This is a genomic window from Enterococcus sp. ZJ1622, from assembly GCF_011038845.1.
Lineage (GTDB): Bacteria > Bacillota > Bacilli > Lactobacillales > Enterococcaceae > Enterococcus_B.
In genome coordinates this window covers 88,336-107,599 of sequence record NZ_JAAKDW010000006.1, presented here as the reverse complement: position 1 = coordinate 107,599, position 19,264 = coordinate 88,336, and the positions used below count along the sequence as shown (strand labels likewise).

The following is a 19,264-nucleotide window of genomic DNA, read 5'->3' as shown; positions in this document are numbered from 1 at the left end:
CATACCTTTTCATTATACCGTATTTCTGAGTTTGTTTCATCTTTACCTGTTGAAACAAAAGAGAAAATTAACATGACATCCGCAGAACCAGCGCTGCCGGACTGTCAGTACATGCTAAAAGAGACGGGGAACAGCATTAGTCCTGTCCCCGCCTTCTTTGATTCATGCTAGTCGATCTATTTTTTATTTCTTCTGCTTTCTTTTGCTTATTGTTCCAGGATTTGCACTCCCACACCTAATAACCCGGGCCCTGTGTGCACCACTAAAGCTGGGGAAATCTGACCAAAATAGATCTGATTTGCTTGAGGGAATTCTTCTTTCAATCTGGCTTCCATCGCAACTGCTTCGTCTTCAGCTGCACCGTGTGCAACAGCTAGGTTGAATACTTTTGCAGATCCGATCTTCTCTTTGACATACGAAACTGTTTTATCCAGACTTTTTTTCCGACCGCGTGATTTTCCGACCGTATAGTAAATGCCTTCTTCATTGCAGGAAATGATCGGATTCAGCTTCAGCGCATTTCCAAGGATCGAGGCAACTAAGCCGATCCGTCCACCCTTTTGCAGATATTCCAAAGTCGCTACATTGAAGAATACCTGTGTCTGTTCTATCAAGTGATTCAATTTTTCGATCAGTACAGACCATTCTATTCCTTGATCTAACCACTTTGCTGCTTGTATAGCTGAAAAACCTGCTCCGATCCCGATATTTTTCGTATCTAATACATACGCTTCCAATTCATTCTGCTGCTCTGCGATCAATCGCACCACATTGTACGTCCCACTCAGTCCGCTAGAAATCGTCACAGCAAGTACTTTTTCATAGCCATCTTCTTTGATTTGGTCGAAGATGTCAGTGATTGATTCGCCGTCCGGCAGAGAAGTGCCTGGGATTTCTTCGGGTAGACGCTCATAAATTTCTTCTGGCGTAATGTCGATTTTATCTGTATACACGTGATCTTTATAAATGATTTTCAAAGGGATCATATACATGTGATATTTCTCGATCAGTTCTTTCGGGACATCTGTACCTGAATCTACTAAAATAGCAACTTTATTGTTTTTCATTCGTTTTCTCCTCATGTAGATATTCTGTTTCTAAGATAATCGTTTTTTCTGCAAGCAATCTCATTGCAAAAGACAACGTGGCTGACCTTACTGCGATATATTCCACTGACGTTTCCTGATGCAGGAGCTGCGGATAGGCTTTTCCCTGCGCCAAGCTGCTGACCATTCGGATAGCTGCTTCCTGCTCGTCGCAAAACAGATTGTATGCTTCTCGTATACCGATCACTTTTCCTTGGAATAAAATCCCTTCTTTGATCTCCGGGATTGTTAACACTTGTTTCAATGTCGTGATGGCAATCAAAAAAGCGACATGTTCTTTATTGTATCTTTTCTTAATCGGAGCCGGTATCAGCCCGAGTTTCACGTAATTGTTCACCATCGACGAAGTGAGCAATGGATGCTTATCCCCTTGGATCACTGGCGACAAATACCGATCGACCAGCGTTCTTACCTGATCCATATAAAGGTCTAAATCTGGGAGATCTTCCCAATGGGGTAATCGAAAAGTTTCTAATTCTTCTCCCCATTCGACTAACTGCTGACGCATTTTTTCCATCATTTCGGCTCCTTTTTTTCATTTCATTAACATTGTATCAAAGTTATCACAATCATTCAATCTAGTTATCTTAACTAGATGTATTTGTTAATGAAATATTAAAGAAACAAAAAAAAGACAAGTAGGATTTGAAACCTTACTTGTCTTTCTTTTCGTTAAGAATGGGAGACCCGCCGAGGAGACGGCGGGAAAGGAGTAAAAAATGAAAAAGTGTTAGGGTTTGTCCTTTTGCAAGAACTTTGTTGGTATGCTTATATAGTAAGGAACAAATATGAATAATATATGAATGATTTACTATAAGGAGGTAAAGATTTTTCTGATTTTCTTTAAACACAGACTTGCATTTTAAAATTCTTAGTGCTAATATAATTAAGTACTTTTCGTACGGGCCGTTAGCTCAGTTGGTAGAGCAGCTGACTCTTAATCAGCGGGTCGCGGGTTCGAGCCCCTCACGGCCCATTGGGTGCCAAACCCACGAGAATGGTAGTTTGTCGGCGTCTTAGGACGTTTGGAAGATGAACTGCGCATTCTCTTTTTTTTTGCAAAAATATAGAGGAGGTTGTGAAAGAGACGTTCAGCCTTGAGCGATAAGAAGCGATTTTGAAAAATAGCTTCTCATGTTTGCTGTATATTGTGACTTGTGCCCGAGGAGTTGGTAGGAGAACACCGATTATTCGGAAAAAGGGGCTGTGACAATAATTTTGTCACAGCCCCTCCCTCTTTTTCTAAATAAAGATATTCAAAAGCTTGATGCGGAACAGCTTTTCACGACCTCTTATTTCTTCCAGCTTTCAACTGTTTCTTTGTTGTCCTTGATCCAGTCTTTTGCTGCTTGCTGCGGATCTTTCCCATTGTTGATTTCTAACATGACTTTTTCCATGTCTTTTTCTGTCCAATGGAAGTTGTCCAATACTTTGTAAGCTTCTGGCTGATCTTCTTTCAGTCCTTTGCGTACCATCGTATGGATCTGCTCTTCGCTTCCCATGCCGTTTTTCGGATCTTTTAGATATTTCAGATCATATTTCGCGAACATCCAGTGTGGTGTCCAGCCAGTCACGACGATTGGTTCATGATTTTTAATTGCTTGACCTAATGCGACAGTCATCGCTCCTGATGAAGAAGTTTCAATCGTCCAGTCGCTCAAATTATCATATTTTTGGATCGTGTTTTCTGCAGCATTCACTACTCCAGCTCCAGGCTCGATCCCGATGATCTTTTTACCTGCTTGATCTGTCAGATCGGCAATAGAATTGACATCCATATAAGATGGAACAGCAAGACCGACCTTAGCACCTGTCAAATTGGCTCCTAAGTCTTTTACCTGATCTTTATATTGTGCATATTGGGAACCATGTGTTTTAGGCAACCATGCAGATACCATCGCATCAGATTCACCATTGGAAACAGATTTCCACATGATCGAATTGTCCAGTGGCGTCATCGTCACATCGTAGCCCATTTGTTTCAATACTTCACCTACTACGTTCGTTGAAGCGACTTCGGTATCCCATTCCACGTACGAAAGATTGATCCGTTTGGTTTCTTTTGCAGAAGAGAGACTTCCTAGACCAATCGCACCTAATAAAACGACGACGACTGCTCCGATGATCACACCTTGACGTTTTCGGCTTTTTTGTGTTGCTGCGCCTTTTGCTTTTTTGTCATTTGGCTGATTCAAGTGCTGTGTAAACCGGTCGATGATAATTGCCAAGATAACTAATGCCACCCCGTTGACAAATCCATTACCGACTTGTGCACGTTGTAAAGCAGACAGCACGCCACGTCCTAATCCAGGAGCACCGATCATCGATGCGATAACCACCATGGAAAGCGACAGCATCGTCGTTTGGTTGATCCCTGCCATGATCGTCCCTTTTGCTAAAGGCAGTTCTAATTTGAACAGCTTCTGCCAACTCGTACTACCAAATGAATCCGAAGCTTCGACCAGTTCTGTCGGCACTTGGCGAATCCCCAAGTTTGTGAAACGGACAGTTGGCGGTAAAGCAAAGATAACAGAGGCAAATACCCCTGGCACCATACCGATACCAAAGAAAGCAACTGCTGGGATCAAATAAACGAAACCAGGCATTGTTTGCATGAAGTCAAGAATCGGTTTGATGATACTTTGTGCTTTACTGCTTTTTGCCATCAATATCCCTAGAGGAACACCGATCACGATAGAAATCACACTTGATAACAACACGAGCGTGACTGTATTCATCAAATCGTTCCAAAGCCCTTGATTGTAAATAAACCACAGACCGATCAATGTGAATATCGTCAGTCCCGGACGTTTTTTGGAAACAAAGAAAGCAATCACTGTCAGCAACAGGATAAACAACGGTGCTGGGATCACGAGTAAAAGATTAGTGATCCCTGTCATCACGGCTTGTCCGATCGTCTGTAAGAAAGAGAACAGTCCAGCAAATGTCGATGTGAACCATTCCGTGATATTTTCTACCCAGTCTGCTACTGGTAATTGATAGTTTAATAGATTATTCATGTTCACTCACCTCACTTGTTTCTGCTAAAGCTTCAATCACACTGCCTCGAATAACGACGCCTTTTAATTTCCCGTCCTCAACGACTGCCAGTGGTGTAGGCGAATCATAAATAATATTGAAAATATCACTGACGACCATATCTTTCCCGATGACTGTGACATTCTCATCTAAGAAATCGATCAAAGGACGTTTCTGGCGTCTAGCTTCCAACGCTTGATCCGCAGTGATGATCCCTTTCAGATGACGTTTTCTGTCAACTGCCATCAGCATGCTGACTTCTTCATTACGCATTCTTGTCAGTGCGACGTTCGGGCCATCAGATTCGATATTTGTCGTCAAGGCTGGTACCATGATGTTTTGGGCTGTCAGTACTTTCGAACGATCGACTTCTTCTACGAATTCACGTACATATTCATTTGCAGGATGAGTCAAGATTTCTTCACCTGTCCCGATCTGCATGATTTCGCCATCTTTCATCAATGCGATACGATCACCGATCCGCAATGCTTCATTTAAATCATGGGTGATGAAAATAATCGTTTTTTGCACATTTGCCTGCAGATCCAATAATTCATCTTGCATCTCGCGGCGGATCAGCGGATCGAGTGCGGAGAATGCTTCATCCATCAGCAAGATCTCAGGATCGTTCGCTAACGCTCTTGCTAACCCGACACGTTGCTGCATCCCGCCGGAAAGCTGACTTGGGTATTGATCTTTAAAGGAAAGCAGACTAGAGTTCTCTAATGCTTGTTCTGCTTTTTGCTGGCGTTCTTCTTTTGGAACACCGCGGACTTCCAGGCCGTATTCTGTGTTTTCCAAGATCGTTCGATGTGGAAACAGACCAAAGTTTTGGAAAACCATATTGATTTTGTGACGTCTGACTTCACGCAGCTCTTCTTTACTCAATTGCGATACATCTTCTCCATCGATATAGATATTTCCAGAGGTTGGTTCGATCAGGCGGTTCAATAAACGGATCAAGGTCGATTTCCCACTCCCGGAAAGACCCATGATGACGAAGATTTCTCCTTCTTTCACGTCAAAGTTCACGTCGTATACGCCGACGGTTGCGCCTGTTTTCTTCAATATCTCTGTTTTCGACTGATGATCTTTTATCATCGATAAAGCAGCTTGCGTCTTCTTACCAAATATTTTCGTTAAATGTTTTACTTCAACTTTTACCAAACAAATTCTCCTTTTTTATGTAAATTCATTTTTCTTTCTGAAAAAAGTGACCACACTATAGTATCATCGTGTTGTCACTTTGTCAAAAAAGGGGATGGTTCTAGAGAAGACCAAATAAAAAAATGTGCCCTTAACCCTCGAAATCTCAAGGATAAGGCCACATTAAAAAATTTTAATTTTTAGTTTTTCATTTTCCAAAATCAATTTTCCGGATAAAAAAAGTTGGTCATCCGCTGCAAAGTATATTCGTTCCCAATGAAGTGAACCGTATCTCCTGCGGTGAATTTAGCATATGGACCAGGAGAGACGAGCAATTCCTCTTTGTGAGAGATCGCGATCACTGTAGCACCGGTTGCTTGCCAAATATTCAGTTCACTGATGGATTGATCCAAATGGACGGCCTTTTCTGTCAGAAGCAGTTCAAAAGGAAGGAGCGGATTCATCTTATGTATTCGCTTTGTCTGACTGACCAGCTGATCAAGCAACTGGGAAAAATGATTGAGTTCTTCTTGCTGCTTCTCGACACTTGTCATGATCTCTGCTTTTGTTTCCTGAATCGACTGCACATCCTGATATTGCAAAAGAAAATCTTTTGCTTTTTCCTTTGAGGCAACGAATGCGCCACTTCCATGACGGACTTCCATGATACCTAAGTCTACGAGCACATTGATTGCTTTTCGCGCCGTTTCAGGCGAGGCGTTGTATGTACTTGCTAAGGTTGACCGGGCATGTATCTTCTCACCCACTTTATACCGATTCTCAACGATCCGTTCAGCTAGATCAACGGCAATCTGCTGATAACGCGGGCGAACAACTTTTTTCTTTCCAGCCATTTCTACTTTCCTCTTTCTTTTTTATACTTATCGGTCCTATCTTACTATGGACGATGAAAATAAGCAAAGAGAGGTTGTGAAAAAAGAAGATGCGACAAGAAATCTGTCACATCTCCTCACATCCTTCTATCGAACAATCAGTGTTTCTCCTGCGCTTTTTTTACTGGACAGGCAGTCTGGCATTCATCACAGGTTTTGCCTGATTTTATCCGGGAATAGACAATATAACCTGCACTGCCGAAAATCAATACACCTAAAATAATCGTAGCCATTTCACTTCTCTCCTTCAAATGATAATGAGACCAAAAGCGGTTCTTTTGCCTTCGGTTTTCTTGCCACACCGTAAATCCCTGCAGCTAAAACGAGCACAGCCGCATACGTACTGACTGTTAAGTGGCCTCCTTCAAATAAATGTCCGATTTGATAAAAAACGAAACTGACTAGATAGGCAAGCCCACATTGATAACCAATCGCTAGCCACGTCCATTTTTTGTCATTCATTTCCCGATGGATCGCACCGATCGCTGCGAAGCAAGGCGCACAAAGCAGATTGAAAGCGAGCAATGAATAAGCAGCAGCTGAGGTGTATGTCTGTTGTAATGCAGACCAGATCTCTTTCCCGTTTTCCGATACTTCTGCATGGCCAAAGAGAATCCCGAAAGTGCCGATGATATTTTCTTTCGCTACTAAACCAGTGATCGTTGCCACCGTCCCCTGCCAGTTCCCCCATCCAAGCGGCTGGAAAAGAGGTGCGATGATCCGCCCCATAGATGCAAGAATACTTTGATCTTCCGGAACTGCCTGTGCATAAAAATTATAAGAAGAGCTAAACCAGATAACGATACTTGAAACAAAGATGATCGTTCCTGCTTTCTTTACAAACGATTTGCTTCGATCAAAAGTTTGCCGTGCGATCGTTGTTCCTTGCGGCAGATGATAGGCAGGAAGCTCCATGATGAATGGGGCTGTCTCACCGGCGAATAACGTTGTTTTTTTCAGCATGATCCCGGACAAAACGATCGAAACCATACCCAAAAAATAAGCAGACGGCGCCACCCAAGAAGCATGCGGGAAAAAAGCACCTGCAACTAACGCAATGATAGGAAGCTTAGCGGAACAAGGCATAAAAGTCGTGACCATGATCGTCAGCCTGCGATCCTGCTCATTTTCGATCGTACGGCTGGCCATCACCCCGGGGACGCCGCAGCCAGTGGCGATCAGCATCGGGATAAATGATTTCCCGGAAAGACCGAATTTCCTGAATAAACGATCCATCACAAAAGCGATCCGAGACATATAACCACAGTCTTCCAGAAAGCTCAAGCAAAGGAACAATACGATCAGTTGAGGTAAGAAGCCTAACACGGCACCCACTCCGGCAATGATGCCATTCAAAATCAGCTGCTGCATCCAGTCAGCTACTTTCCAGCTTTCAAGTAGACTGCTGACTGTTTGAGGGATCCAAGTCCCGAATAAAGAATCATTGATCCAGTCTGTTCCCATGGTCCCGATGGTCTGGATTGCAAGGTAATAGATTAGCCACATCACAAGAGCAAAGATCGGGAGCGCTAACCAGCGATTCGTCACGATCCGGTCGATTTTGTCGCTGATCGATAATCGAAAGGAATCAGCAGCTACGACGCATAACGCAGTCAGCTGTGTGATGAATTCATAGCGTTCATTTATCAGGAGCGTCTCACTGTCTTCATCAAAAAGTTTTTCCGTCAATCCGACCAGCTGCTCGATTTCTTTCTTTTGTGTCAGCTGAAGGGGACGTTCAAGCACTGCTTTTTCATCACGTTCGAAATATTTCATTGCATACCAGCGGCTTGTCGCGCTCTGTGTGTCACCTAATACATCTTGTATCTCATGTAATGCTGCCTCTAAACGATCATCATAGGCGCATGGTACAGGCGGAGTTGCTGGAGAAGCAGAAATACGCAGCACGTAGTCGATCAGTTTTTCGACTCCCTGGTTTTTCAAGACACTGATGGGGAAAACAGGGATACCTAGTCCATAGCTCAGTTTTTCGGTATTGATCTTTTTGCCTTCTTTTTTGACTACATCCATCATATTCAGTCCAAGAACGACTGGGATACCTAAGTCCAAAAGCTGTGTGGTCAGATAGAGATTCCTCTCCAGATTCGACGCATCCACGATATTAACGATCAGATCGGGGCGTTCATGCACTAAGTAATCTCTTGCGATCACTTCTTCTGGTGTATATGGCGACAAGGAATAGATCCCTGGAAGATCCTGTATCTTGATGTCAGAGTGACGTTTCAATTTCCCTTCTTTTTTCTCCACTGTCACTCCCGGCCAATTCCCGACGTATTGATTCGATCCAGTCAATGTATTGAATAAACTCGTTTTTCCGCTGTTCGGATTTCCAACTAAAGCGACCTTCGTCATGCCTCTTCCTCCTTTTGGACTAGGATGAGCGCTGCTTCCGATTTACGCAAAGTCAGCTCATACCCCCGCAAAGTTAACTCGATTGGATCGCCTAAAGGAGCTAGTTTGCGGATCGTCACGCGTACATTTTTCGTCAGCCCCATATCCATCAGCCGACGTCTGACAGCGCCTTGCCCATGGATCGCCACCACGGTCCCACTTTGTCCAACAGACAAATGATCAAGCGAAGTCCAGCTTTCAGCGGTAGTTTCACTTTTTTTCACCCAGATCTGACTTAATATCTCACGGCTTACGGCGATTCGATTGTTTTTCAGCAGCAAGATCGCATTGTTCCCCGTACGATTGATGACAACCACTCGGCTTCCTGCTACGACGCCGAGGTTTTGCAAATGCAGTTTAGTCGAGTCTGCTGCCTGGATCTTTTCGATTTGATAGACGAGATTTTGTTTTGCTTGTGTTAAGGTTTCCATCTAGTTTCCCTTCTTGTGAAAAAAATCTTCTGGCGATTTTCCCACCATTTTCTCTCTGCGGTTCTGCTATATACAGCTGACTAGCAATTGAGAATCATTCTCACAAAGAATACCGCCTGTAAATGAGAATGTCAACGCTTCTTGTGAAATTTCGAGCGAATATTCATTTATTAAGAATTTTGGATTAAAAAAAATCTTTTCCAGCAGTTTTCCACAGCTTCCGAGCACGAGGAATATCTGTTTTTCCAGTCAACGCTTGTTTTCAAGTACTTTTTCAAAAAACACAAAACTTAGTATTCCACAGTTTCCACAACACAATATGTAGTGTCTGTTGTTTGACTTTTTTACTAAGAGTTTTATACTATCTATTATAGACAACAAGAATGTGTTCTAAAGGAGGCATTTACGATGAACGTTAAAATCTTTTCAAAAAACAATTGTATGCAATGTAAAATGGTGAAACGCTTTTTAGCAGACAACCAGATTGAATTTGAAGAAGTCAATATCGATGAACAGCCAGAAGCAATCGATTGGCTGAAAGCACAAGGATTCCAAAGTGTACCGGTCATCACGTCAGATGCAGCAACTGTTATCGGATTCCGTCCGGACCAATTGCGTAATCTTGCTAGCTGATTCGATTTACCCGTCGGAAAAAAATGAACGTGCAGATGGATTTGAAGGGATTGAGACAGTAGTCAGTCATGTCGCGACCTCCCCAAATCCTTTTTTAAAGCAAAAAGCACCAGAATGATCGATCATGCATCATCAAATTTGAAATGAAGGTTGGGCGTACTTATGAGTCTTAAAAACTTGAAAGATGTCAGCTATTTTAAGCTGAACAATGAAATCAATCGGCCAGTAGATGGTCAAATCCCTTTAAATAAGGACAAAGAAGCATTAGCCGCTTTTTTTGAGGAAAATGTCAAACCAAATACAATGGCTTTCCCATCGGTTATGGAAAAAATCAGTTATTTGATTGATCAGGAATATTTAGAAGCAGAATTCATCCAACTCTATTCTGCTGAATTCATCGAGAAACTCTATCAGTTTTTAAATGAACAAGATTTCCAATTCAAATCATTTATGGCAGCGTACAAATTCTATTCGCAATATGCATTAAAAACGAATGACGGTTCCGCTTATCTTGAAACGTATGAAGATCGCGTCGCTTTCAATGCCCTTTACTTTGCAAATGGCGATGAAGCACTTGCGCTTGCCTTAGCGGATGAAATGATCCATCAGCGTTATCAGCCAGCAACTCCTTCCTTCTTGAATGCTGGACGTAAACGTCGTGGAGAATTAGTTTCATGTTTTCTTACACAAGTAACAGATGATATGAATTCAATCGGACGTTCGATCAACTCTGCCTTGCAGCTTTCTCGTATCGGCGGTGGCGTCGGAATCACGCTTTCCAACTTGCGTGAAGCAGGTGCACCGATCAAAGGATACGAAGGAGCAGCCAGTGGTGTCGTTCCTGTCATGAAATTATTCGAAGACAGCTTCAGTTATTCAAATCAGCTTGGTCAGCGTCAAGGTGCCGGTGTGGTTTATTTGAATGTCTTCCACCCAGATATCATCACGTTTTTATCTGCTAAAAAAGAAAATGCCGATGAAAAAATCCGAGTAAAGACACTTTCACTCGGCGTCATCGTACCGGACAAATTTTATGAATTGGCCCGTAAAAACGAAGACATGTATCTATTCAGCCCTTACAGTGTCGAAAAAGAATACGGCGTGCCTTTTTCTTACGTCGACATCACAGAAGAATATGACAATCTCGTAGCCAATCCGAAGATTCGCAAGCAAAAAATCAAAGCGCGTGATCTAGAAAACGAAATTTCGAAATTACAGCAAGAATCCGGTTATCCCTACATCATCAACATTGATACGGCGAACCGCGAAAACCCAATCGACGGAAAAATCATCATGAGTAACTTGTGTTCAGAGATCCTGCAGGTCCAAACACCTTCTGTGATCAACGGGAAGCAAGAATATGAAGTATTAGGGACAGATATCTCCTGCAACTTGGGGTCGACAAACATCGTGAACTTGATGGATAGTCCTGATTTCGGCCATTCTGTTCGTACAATGACTCGTGCATTAACTTATATCACAGATGCGTCAGACATCGACGTCGTCCCTCCTATCCAGCACGGAAACAAATTGAATCATACGATTGGTTTAGGTGCGATGGGCTTGCATACGTATTTTGCAAAAGAAAAAATGGAATACGGTTCGGAAGATTCACTCGATTTTACAAATATCTATTTCATGCTACTGAACTATTGGACACTTGTCGAAAGCAATAATATCGCTCGTGAACGCAAACAAGTCTTCCATAATTTTGAAAAATCAGCATATGCAGACGGCTCTTATTTTGATAAATATGTGACTGGCGAATTTCAGCCAAAATCAGAAAAAGTAAAATCATTATTTGAAGGAATCTTCATCCCGACGGCAGAAGATTGGGAAGAATTGAAGCAAGCGGTGATGAAAGATGGACTATATCATCAAAATCGTTTAGCTGTTGCTCCAAATGGCTCGATTTCTTATATCAACGATACCAGTGCAAGTATCCATCCGATTACTCGTATGATCGAAGAACGTCAAGAAAAGAAAATCGGAAAAATCTATTATCCAGCACCTTATTTATCAAACGAAACGATTCCTTACTATACTTCTGCCTATGATATGGACATGCGTAAGGTGATCGATATTTACGCTACTGCACAAAAACACGTGGATCAAGGAATGAGCTTGACGTTATTCTTGCGTTCTGAAATTCCAGAAGGTCTTTACGAATGGAAAACAAATACGAAACAATCGACGCGCGATCTGAATATTCTGAGACATTATGCATTCCATAAAGGCGTGAAATCAATCTATTACGTACGTACTTTCACAGATGACGCAGAAGAAATCGGCAGCAACCAATGTGAAAGCTGTGTGATCTAATCCTGTTGGGGAAAAGTTCAATGATTCGTATTTTTAAATAAAGGAGCATTCTCATGTCAGAAACTTACTATGAAGCAATAAACTGGAATGAAATCGAAGACATCATCGACAAATCTACTTGGGAAAAATTAACCGAACAATTCTGGCTAGATACGCGTATCCCGCTTTCGAATGATCTGGATGACTGGCGTACGCTTTCACAACTGGAAAAAGATACAGTTGGTCATGTGTTCGGCGGATTGACTCTACTAGATACTGTTCAATCAGAAAGCGGAATGGATCAATTGCGAAACGATGTCCGTACGCCCCATGAAGAAGCGGTGCTGAACAATATCCAATTCATGGAATCTGTCCATGCAAAAAGCTATTCTTCGATTTTCAGTACGCTGAATACAAAAAAAGAAATCGATGAAATTTTTGAGTGGACCAACACCAACCCTTATCTGCAAAAAAAGGCAGAAAAAATCAATGAGATCTATAAAAACGGTACACCTTTAGAAAAGAAAATCGCTAGTGTGTTCTTGGAGACTTTCTTGTTCTATTCTGGTTTTTATACACCTCTTTATTACTTGGGGAACAATAAATTAGCGAACGTAGCTGAGATCATCAAACTGATCATTCGTGATGAATCTGTCCATGGAACATATATCGGCTACAAATTCCAATTAGGCTTCAATGAATTGCCTGAAGAAGAACAAGAACGCTTGAAAGACTGGATGTATAACTTATTGTATGAGTTATATGAAAATGAAGAACGCTACACAGAAGAATTATATGATCCAATCGGATGGACCGAAGAAGTGAAGACTTTCCTTCGTTATAATGCAAATAAAGCATTGATGAACTTGGGTATGGACCCACTCTTCCCAGACACAGCTAATGACGTCAATCCGATCGTGATGAACGGTATCTCAACAGGTACAAGCAACCATGACTTCTTCTCACAAGTCGGAAACGGCTATCTGCTAGGACATGTAGAAGCGATGCAAGACGACGATTATTTGATCGGCTTGGAATAAATTCGTTAAACGATCCGTCCAAGTTCCTCTCTTAAAAAAGATGCCATGACTATTTCATTCGGAATAGCCATGGCATCTTTTTTTATAATATAGCTCATTGTCTGACTGATGAATGAGTCAATGGATACACACGATGCTTCGCTTCAATCCAGCCAATTGGCGATCTCCCATAATGTCTTGATCTTTTGATCTGCTTGTGTCTGGTCTACTTCAAAAGGCTGCTCCAGCGCAAAAGTAAAGAGCCCTGCTCTTTTTGCCGCAGTGATCCCTACGACAGAATCCTCTACAGCGACAGCTCGTTTCGTTCCTAATACTGCTTTTGTCTTTTCATAGATCATCGGGTTCGGCTTGCTCTCTTTTAGTTCTGCACCACTTACGATCACATCGAAATAGCTAGTCAGCACACACTCCTCAAGCATTTTTTGGATTTCCTTCAATGGTGAAGAAGAGGCGATTGCCAATTTCCGTTTTCGCTGTCGTATTTCCTGCAAGAGTTGTTTTACCCCTGGCTGAAGGACACTCGGATAATCGATTGGGTGTGCTTTCCTATATTCCACATACTGATTCCTCAATTCTTTGCGCTGTGTTTCGTCACGGACAAGCGTCGTCCAGATCCCTTCTTCGGTTTTTCCCAAACACTCATTGATTCCTGTCGCATCCGGTTTTACGCCTATTTCTTCAAAAAAAGCCATTCTCCTTTTGAAATAAAACACTTCCGTATCGACTAATACGCCATCCATATCAAAAATCACACTATCAAACATCTGTTATTCTCCTTCTCCTAAAATGATTTCACTCAGCAGCCTCAATTCAAGATCTGAAAGAGTGATTGTATATTCTCTTTCGATCTCGTTAAAAGAATAGCTGATTGCTTCAAGCGTTGTTTTTTCCTGTTGCATGTATTCTTCGAGATCGTCTTGAGGATCGATTTTTTCTTTACGCAAGATCCGTTCGATCATACAACAAGAATGGAGGTAGAGCAGGAAACGACGATTACTGCTTAAATGGATCTGTAACATTTTTTCCAGCCTGCCTACTGCTTTTTTTACTAGCCCTAATACTTTTTCTGCATCTAAGATCACTAGATTCTCAACGATTTTTTTCAAAGAGAAATGGAAAACGAGTTCTTCTTTCAGCATTCCTGCATTGATCGGTAATTGTTTTTCTAGCAATTCTATGAACTGTTCGACTTTTTCTCCTGAAACTAAATGATCCAAACCAATATACAAAACACCGTCTACTTCGGGATCTTCTGTCCCCACAATCGCTAAAATGTCATACAACTGGAAGGGCATCTCCTTTTGCTTACGTGTTTTCAGCTTATGATAATCGTAAGGGATGATACTCAGGTCTTTTCCGGCTTCGCCAATGCTCTTAGCTAAGATTTCTTGTATTTGTACGGCACTGCCCATTCCGGTGTAGCAACAGGTCAAAATCGCTTTTCGTTTCTTTCGCTGCGGTAAGACAAATTGTTTGTGGATCCGGTCCTCTAGTTGGATCGTCTGATAGATCTCGTCTAGTGTTTGGTCTTTAAGTAATGCTTCGCCGATTTCCAAGACAATCGGTGTGGAAACAGAATCAATGATCAGTAGCGGACCGCTTAAATAACGCGACAATCGGCTGCTCAGCTGATTGAGCGAGCCCATATCGACAAGCAAGATCAGCCCAGCTTGCGTACGATAATTTTCTATGTAGCGCAGCACTTGTTCTTCGACCTCTGCCAAAGAGATATCGATTGGCATATCGAATGCTTGAAAAAGATTCTTTTTCAATAGTCGATTCGCTACATTTGCAAGGCTGCTGGCTGTCGAGTAACCATGTGCCAGTACGACTGCCTTGATTTTACTCGTGATTTTAGACGGACTGAAACTATGCAGATAAAAAGTCACGAAAATCAGATCTTCTTCTAAAAAAGGGCGTTCCATCCTGCTGGACAACTGTTCTAACAATTGTTTCCCCAGCCAAAGCGTTTCTTCCATGTATTCATCCAGGAATTGAAGCAATCGCTTTTTGGACGTTTGCCATTGCAGGTGTTCGCCAAAAAGCATCTGGTCATCTTTTAGATACAGATACGTAGCGATGGCAAGTACGCGGTTCCCGTCTTGTTCAAATCCGTAATTCTCTGCCATATAAGAAAACGTCGAACGAATATGATAAGTCAGAAAGGAAAAAGCAGATTCCTTCTGAGAAAACACGGGATGAAAAACAAATTCATCCATCAATAAGACAACTTCTCTTATCGTAGAATCGATAAAATACGCTGTGGTCAGCTCTTTATTCTCAAATGAGCGAAAATTATCCAGCAGATCCGTAAAAAAACGCGAAAGCCTGACTAGCTCTTCTGAATGCAAAAAAGTACCCAGATCCATGTTTGGTGCATAACTCCGCATTGGTGCAGACCGATATTGATCGGTATAACTCTCTTTTGTTTTAACAAAACAGTCATGTGGCAGATCATTGATCGTAACGGTTATTTCCGTGTGCTCTTTTTTTCTTGCGTACGCACTAGCGCAAGTATATTTGACGATATTTTTGATTTTCCCGACGTTCCCTTCAAAATCTGCGTGCTGCAGATACTGGATCACTTTTTTAGAAATATGCAATTCTCTTTCTAAAATCGCGCTTTCTGCCAAGAAAAAACTGTCGATCAAACGCAGCCTTTCCGAATGAGAACGATCCTGGAAACTGGGCAAGCCGATGATGACGGGCAGTCTTCGCAAAAAAGTAGGCAAAAAGGTCATTTGAAGATCTTCTGTAGTCGCAAAAATGAATCGAACGGTGGCTTTTCGCTCATCACCGTCATCGCCTACAGGTGTGTACTTCCCCGTATCCATGAATGAAAAAAGTTTTTCCTGTCCTTCTTCAGTCAGACGATGGACCTCATCAAGAAATAATACTCCCTGATCAGCAGCAGCTAAAAGTCCAGGTTTATTTTGTTCAGCGCCAGTAAAAGCTCCTTTTGCATAACCGAATAACAAGCTGGATAACAATTCTGGGTTATTGAAATATTGCGCGCAATTCAAGGACAAAAACGGTGCATCTTCCTTCACTACTTTTTCATAAACTGCGTACTCATAAATTTTTCTGGCTAAATAGCTTTTCCCTGAACCACTTGCGCCATGCAGCATGATCGGCAAGCCATTTTCCGGATATAAAACAGCTGTTTTGATTTGTTCAATCTGTTCTTTCAGACTCCCTTTCGCACCAATCACGTTTTCTAAAGGCGATTCTTCTTTTTTTCCAGATTCCTCCATCAATTCTTCCAATGAATCGTACGCATTTTTTTTTGGAGAGAAAAAGCAGTTCGCAAAGGTTTCCCGATGTAAAAACAAAACAGGATATTCTTTGATTTTTATCAATTCTCCTGCTTTGTAACCTTGATTCAGATAGCCACTAACCGTACTGCGATTGAGTTGGATCGCTTCAGAGATCCTTTGTGCTGAAAAAACAGCAGGGTCTACTGCTGCATACTCCTTTGTTTTCTGTTTGAGATAATGAAAAACTGCCTCATTCATTTCATCACCACTTTCTTTTGGACTAATTCTATCAGATTCTCCCCTTTCAAAAGATCCTGGACAGGAAAGAGCGCCTCACAGCTTTTTCTTTTCTGTCCAGAGATCAACGAATCACTCACAAGTAAATGGTTCGACTGATTTGGTTAATAGGTCAGTTTCCACATGTAACGGCGTTTTGTCAACGGATGTTCTCTTGCCAGCGACAGCTCTTCTGCATATACTCTGAAGACTGCTGTAATGAGAAATGGATTGAAATAATCGATCACTTCCTGCCCGATAACACTCGACAGACCATGATCAAGCGCATCGACTACTGTTACTTTTGCATCGAAACGCTGTAAGAAAGTCAGTGCACGACTATCGATTTTCCTTGTTTTCCCATCATTCATCAGTAGGATAAACGGCACGTCTTTATCCACGATCTCAAATGGTCCATGGAAAAATTCACCGCTATGGAAGGTGCCGGAATGGATCCACTGCATTAGACAAATGGATGTAGAATACGCCACTTCATGGGTCGCTCCACTGCTCATCACATAGATGACAGGATCTGCTTTGAATTTCTCAGCGAATTTCTTTGCGTCCAGACGTGCTTCTTGCGCAGCTTCTTGGCATAACTGGTAAACCTTCGGAAAGCTTTCGATCATCTGGTCATAATGGTCGTACCCTTCTGTCTGTTCTAAGATTTCCACAGCCAGTTGTAGGGCATAACCGGTTTTTTCAAGTTTTGCAGCGTAGCTTTCAGCAAAGCCATGGTAAATGACGAAATCAGCCTCTTTTGTCAATGGAGAATCGACTGATCTTGTCAGACTGATGACATGTGCCCCTTTTTCTTTCGCTACAGCATTCGCTTCTACTGTTTCCGGCGTCGTCCCTCCCAGTGAAGCCGTGATGACGATTGCTGTATGGTCAACAGCAGTAGGTGTCGCAAAATTGAATTCATTTGCCGTGTAATGATGGACTCTAAGCTGAACTGCCTCTTGCTCTAAGAAATATTTGGCGGGATACAGATCTGCTTTCGATGCCCCGCACCCGACAAAAAAGACAGAACTGATCTTGTTTTCCTTTGTGATCGTTTGGATGATTTCTTTTGGATTCATGAATGAATACCCTCCTTATTTATAGTTAAGCAATAATGCTTATCACTAATTGAAAAGACCTAAAACACTCAATAACACGCCGCCTGCTATACTGATGAACAGCATCCAGCCAGTAGGCACTTTCTTTTTTAACAGCCAGTACATGAAAAAAGTGAGCAGCAAAGGAACGATCTGCGGCATGATGTTATCTAATACATCTTGTAAGACAAAAGATTTCCCCATATGGATAGGCGTAGTGATGTTGATCATGCTTGCGATCATCGAGCCGATGACCATCAACCCCACGATAGAACAGATATACATGACTTTTTCCATCAGACCTTCCTGGTATAGCTTGTGGAGATATTTGTTCCCCATGTTATACCCGATCTTCCCGCCGTAGTAAGTGATCAATGCAGACGGGATGAACGAGATCAGCATGGCTAAGATCGGTCCAAGTATGCTTCCGTCTTGTGCTAGATTGATTCCTAAGCCAAAAGCAAGTACACGGATCGTCCCTTGAAAGAAGGAATCGCCAATCCCCGATAACGGTCCCATCAAACTTGTCTTCACTGCACTGACTGCTTCTACATTGAAATTCTCCTGATCTTCTGCGTACTGTTCTTCCATTGAAGCTGCAAGTCCCAAAATAAACGCACTTGTTTGCGGTGTACAATTGTAATAAGCCATGTGGCGCTGATAGGCAGCTTTTTTCAGCTCATCATCTTTCGGCTCTTTGTAGATGGCATCAATAATAGGCGCCATCCCATACAAAAAGCCCATGTTCATTTGTCTTTCATAATTCCAAGATGCTTGGATCGCCCAAGAACGCCAGAAAAACTGACGGTATTTCCAGTTATTGGGATCTTTTCCTTTTTCCATAAAACGTCCTCCTTAATCATCCAGCAGATCGGCAGTCGTCTCCTGATTGCCGGATTTGAATGTTAGTTCAGCCATCAAGAATGCCAGAATACAGGCAAAAGCTGCAATCCCGATGATACTCAAACCAGAATAAGCGGTGATGAAAAATCCCAACAGCAAAAATGGGATCAGTCGATTCGTCAGCATCGTATTCAAAAGTAGTGCGAACCCGTACGCTGGTAAGATTTTACTAGCCAAGGTCAAGCCATTGGTCAACCATTCTGGGATCGCTTCTACGATCTGTTTGACTAGGTCCGTCCCAAAATAGATGGCTAGAAAAATAGGGACAAAGTACATCGAAGCATACAAGCAAGTCCCCCACAAAATATGGATTCGGCGGGCTCTTCCGTATTTTCCTTCCAGGATCAGCGTGTCCGCTCGGTGAGTCAGGTTCGATAAAACGGTGCGCATCACGATCCCCAACATCTGCCCCAATACAGAGATCGGGATAGCGATCGTCAATGCTGTTTCCGCATTCGCATTAGAAAGGATCGCAAAAGCAGTCGCAATGATCGAAGCCATGTTCATATCTGGTGGAGCTGCTGCGCCGATATTCACCAGCCCCAATGACATCAGTTCAAGAGAGGCGCCGACGATCAGTCCTTTTTCCAAATCGCCTAATGCAAGACCGACAAACGTGCTGACAATCAATGGACGCTCGAAATTCAAACGGCCTAATAATCTTGAATCTAAAATACAGACAATACCAATGAGACCAAGTATGATTGCTTGAAATAACATGACGTTC

The 19,264-nt window shown here is 42.3% G+C and carries 16 protein-coding genes and 1 tRNA gene; 4 read left to right on the top strand and 13 right to left on the bottom strand.

Annotated features, from left to right (window positions below):
- Nucleotides 1-206 precede the first annotated feature (206 nt).
- On the bottom strand, nt 207-1,067 hold the full coding sequence (locus tag G7Y42_RS07375; RefSeq protein ID WP_165005351.1) for a DegV family protein: 861 nt from the start codon (nt 1,065-1,067) through the stop codon (nt 207-209).
- On the bottom strand, nt 1,054-1,623 hold the full coding sequence (locus tag G7Y42_RS07370; protein WP_165005352.1) for a DUF1836 domain-containing protein: 570 nt from the start codon (nt 1,621-1,623) through the stop codon (nt 1,054-1,056). The genes G7Y42_RS07375 and G7Y42_RS07370 overlap by 14 nt, the downstream gene beginning before the upstream one ends.
- 386 nt (nt 1,624-2,009) lie before the next feature.
- On the opposite strand from G7Y42_RS07370, the gene G7Y42_RS07365 reads away from it, so the two are divergent.
- Nucleotides 2,010-2,082: transfer RNA gene (locus tag G7Y42_RS07365), tRNA-Lys, on the top strand.
- A 316-nt stretch (nt 2,083-2,398) separates the two neighbouring features.
- On the opposite strand, the gene G7Y42_RS07360 is transcribed toward G7Y42_RS07365, so the two are convergent.
- The 6 genes from G7Y42_RS07360 to G7Y42_RS07335 form a co-directional block, all read right to left on the bottom strand.
- Nucleotides 2,399-4,126 carry an ABC transporter permease/substrate binding protein gene (locus G7Y42_RS07360; protein ID WP_165005353.1) on the bottom strand — a complete coding sequence of 576 codons (1,728 nt, stop codon included), beginning with the start codon at nt 4,124-4,126 and terminating at the stop codon, nt 2,399-2,401.
- Nucleotides 4,119-5,312, bottom strand: coding sequence for a glycine betaine/L-proline ABC transporter ATP-binding protein (locus G7Y42_RS07355; RefSeq protein ID WP_165005354.1), 1,194 nt, complete (start codon nt 5,310-5,312; stop codon nt 4,119-4,121). Before G7Y42_RS07355 ends, G7Y42_RS07360 begins: the two co-directional genes overlap by 8 nt.
- Before the next feature lie 200 nt (nt 5,313-5,512).
- Nucleotides 5,513-6,145: a GntR family transcriptional regulator gene (locus G7Y42_RS07350; protein ID WP_165005355.1), complete on the bottom strand. Its 633-nt coding sequence runs from the start codon at nt 6,143-6,145 to the stop codon at nt 5,513-5,515.
- Nucleotides 6,146-6,282: 137 nt separating this feature from the next.
- Nucleotides 6,283-6,417 carry a FeoB-associated Cys-rich membrane protein gene (locus tag G7Y42_RS07345; RefSeq protein WP_165005356.1) on the bottom strand — a complete coding sequence of 45 codons (135 nt, stop codon included), beginning with the start codon at nt 6,415-6,417 and terminating at the stop codon, nt 6,283-6,285.
- A gap of 1 nt (nt 6,418) precedes the next feature.
- Nucleotides 6,419-8,557 carry a ferrous iron transport protein B gene (gene feoB / locus G7Y42_RS07340; protein WP_165005357.1) on the bottom strand — a complete coding sequence of 713 codons (2,139 nt, stop codon included), beginning with the start codon at nt 8,555-8,557 and terminating at the stop codon, nt 6,419-6,421.
- Nucleotides 8,554-9,027 carry a ferrous iron transport protein A gene (locus tag G7Y42_RS07335; RefSeq protein ID WP_165005358.1) on the bottom strand — a complete coding sequence of 158 codons (474 nt, stop codon included), beginning with the start codon at nt 9,025-9,027 and terminating at the stop codon, nt 8,554-8,556. Before G7Y42_RS07335 ends, feoB begins: the two co-directional genes overlap by 4 nt.
- A gap of 408 nt (nt 9,028-9,435) precedes the next feature.
- Here G7Y42_RS07335 and nrdH point away from each other — a divergent pair, with 408 nt between their 5' ends.
- From nrdH to nrdF, 3 genes are all read left to right on the top strand, one after another.
- Nucleotides 9,436-9,660: a glutaredoxin-like protein NrdH gene (gene nrdH / locus G7Y42_RS07330; protein ID WP_165005359.1), complete on the top strand. Its 225-nt coding sequence runs from the start codon at nt 9,436-9,438 to the stop codon at nt 9,658-9,660.
- Nucleotides 9,661-9,822: 162 nt separating this feature from the next.
- Nucleotides 9,823-11,982, top strand: coding sequence for a class 1b ribonucleoside-diphosphate reductase subunit alpha (gene nrdE, locus G7Y42_RS07325; RefSeq protein ID WP_165005360.1), 2,160 nt, complete (start codon nt 9,823-9,825; stop codon nt 11,980-11,982).
- A 53-nt stretch (nt 11,983-12,035) separates the two neighbouring features.
- Nucleotides 12,036-13,001 carry a class 1b ribonucleoside-diphosphate reductase subunit beta gene (gene nrdF / locus G7Y42_RS07320; protein WP_165005361.1) on the top strand — a complete coding sequence of 322 codons (966 nt, stop codon included), beginning with the start codon at nt 12,036-12,038 and terminating at the stop codon, nt 12,999-13,001.
- Nucleotides 13,002-13,144: 143 nt separating this feature from the next.
- Here the strand turns inward: nrdF and G7Y42_RS07315 are convergent, their stop codons facing one another.
- From G7Y42_RS07315 to G7Y42_RS07295, 5 genes are all read right to left on the bottom strand, one after another.
- Entirely contained in the window at nt 13,145-13,765 is a 621-nt protein-coding gene (locus G7Y42_RS07315) for an HAD family phosphatase (RefSeq protein WP_165005362.1), read from the bottom strand.
- 3 nt (nt 13,766-13,768) lie between these two features.
- The gene (locus G7Y42_RS07310; RefSeq protein WP_165005363.1) at nt 13,769-16,516 is read right to left on the bottom strand and encodes a sigma 54-interacting transcriptional regulator; all 2,748 of its coding nucleotides are present in this window, start codon (nt 16,514-16,516) and stop codon (nt 13,769-13,771) included.
- A 143-nt stretch (nt 16,517-16,659) separates the two neighbouring features.
- Nucleotides 16,660-17,616 carry an SIS domain-containing protein gene (locus G7Y42_RS07305; protein WP_165005364.1) on the bottom strand — a complete coding sequence of 319 codons (957 nt, stop codon included), beginning with the start codon at nt 17,614-17,616 and terminating at the stop codon, nt 16,660-16,662.
- A gap of 45 nt (nt 17,617-17,661) precedes the next feature.
- Complete coding sequence (locus tag G7Y42_RS07300) at nt 17,662-18,477, bottom strand: PTS system mannose/fructose/sorbose family transporter subunit IID (protein ID WP_165005365.1); 816 nt, start codon at nt 18,475-18,477, stop codon at nt 17,662-17,664.
- A gap of 12 nt (nt 18,478-18,489) precedes the next feature.
- Nucleotides 18,490-19,257: a PTS sugar transporter subunit IIC gene (locus G7Y42_RS07295; RefSeq protein ID WP_165005366.1), complete on the bottom strand. Its 768-nt coding sequence runs from the start codon at nt 19,255-19,257 to the stop codon at nt 18,490-18,492.
- Between the last annotated feature and the right edge of the window lie 7 nt (nt 19,258-19,264).

Coding starts and splice junctions, on each gene's coding strand:
- nrdE (WP_165005360.1), top strand. CDS start 9,823: ATGAGTCTTAAAAACTTGAAAGATGTCAGCTATTTTAAGCTGAACAAT.
- G7Y42_RS07375 (WP_165005351.1), bottom strand. CDS start 1,067: ATGAAAAACAATAAAGTTGCTATTTTAGTAGATTCAGGTACAGATGTC.
- G7Y42_RS07345 (WP_165005356.1), bottom strand. CDS start 6,417: ATGGCTACGATTATTTTAGGTGTATTGATTTTCGGCAGTGCAGGTTAT.
- G7Y42_RS07310 (WP_165005363.1), bottom strand. CDS start 16,516: ATGAATGAGGCAGTTTTTCATTATCTCAAACAGAAAACAAAGGAGTAT.
- G7Y42_RS07335 (WP_165005358.1), bottom strand. CDS start 9,027: ATGGAAACCTTAACACAAGCAAAACAAAATCTCGTCTATCAAATCGAA.
- G7Y42_RS07350 (WP_165005355.1), bottom strand. CDS start 6,145: ATGGCTGGAAAGAAAAAAGTTGTTCGCCCGCGTTATCAGCAGATTGCC.
- G7Y42_RS07315 (WP_165005362.1), bottom strand. CDS start 13,765: ATGTTTGATAGTGTGATTTTTGATATGGATGGCGTATTAGTCGATACG.
- G7Y42_RS07360 (WP_165005353.1), bottom strand. CDS start 4,126: ATGAATAATCTATTAAACTATCAATTACCAGTAGCAGACTGGGTAGAA.
- G7Y42_RS07370 (WP_165005352.1), bottom strand. CDS start 1,623: ATGGAAAAAATGCGTCAGCAGTTAGTCGAATGGGGAGAAGAATTAGAA.
- G7Y42_RS07305 (WP_165005364.1), bottom strand. CDS start 17,616: ATGAATCCAAAAGAAATCATCCAAACGATCACAAAGGAAAACAAGATC.
- G7Y42_RS07300 (WP_165005365.1), bottom strand. CDS start 18,477: ATGGAAAAAGGAAAAGATCCCAATAACTGGAAATACCGTCAGTTTTTC.
- nrdH (WP_165005359.1), top strand. CDS start 9,436: ATGAACGTTAAAATCTTTTCAAAAAACAATTGTATGCAATGTAAAATG.
- G7Y42_RS07295 (WP_165005366.1), bottom strand. CDS start 19,257: ATGTTATTTCAAGCAATCATACTTGGTCTCATTGGTATTGTCTGTATT.
- feoB (WP_165005357.1), bottom strand. CDS start 8,557: ATGACGAAGGTCGCTTTAGTTGGAAATCCGAACAGCGGAAAAACGAGT.
- nrdF (WP_165005361.1), top strand. CDS start 12,036: ATGTCAGAAACTTACTATGAAGCAATAAACTGGAATGAAATCGAAGAC.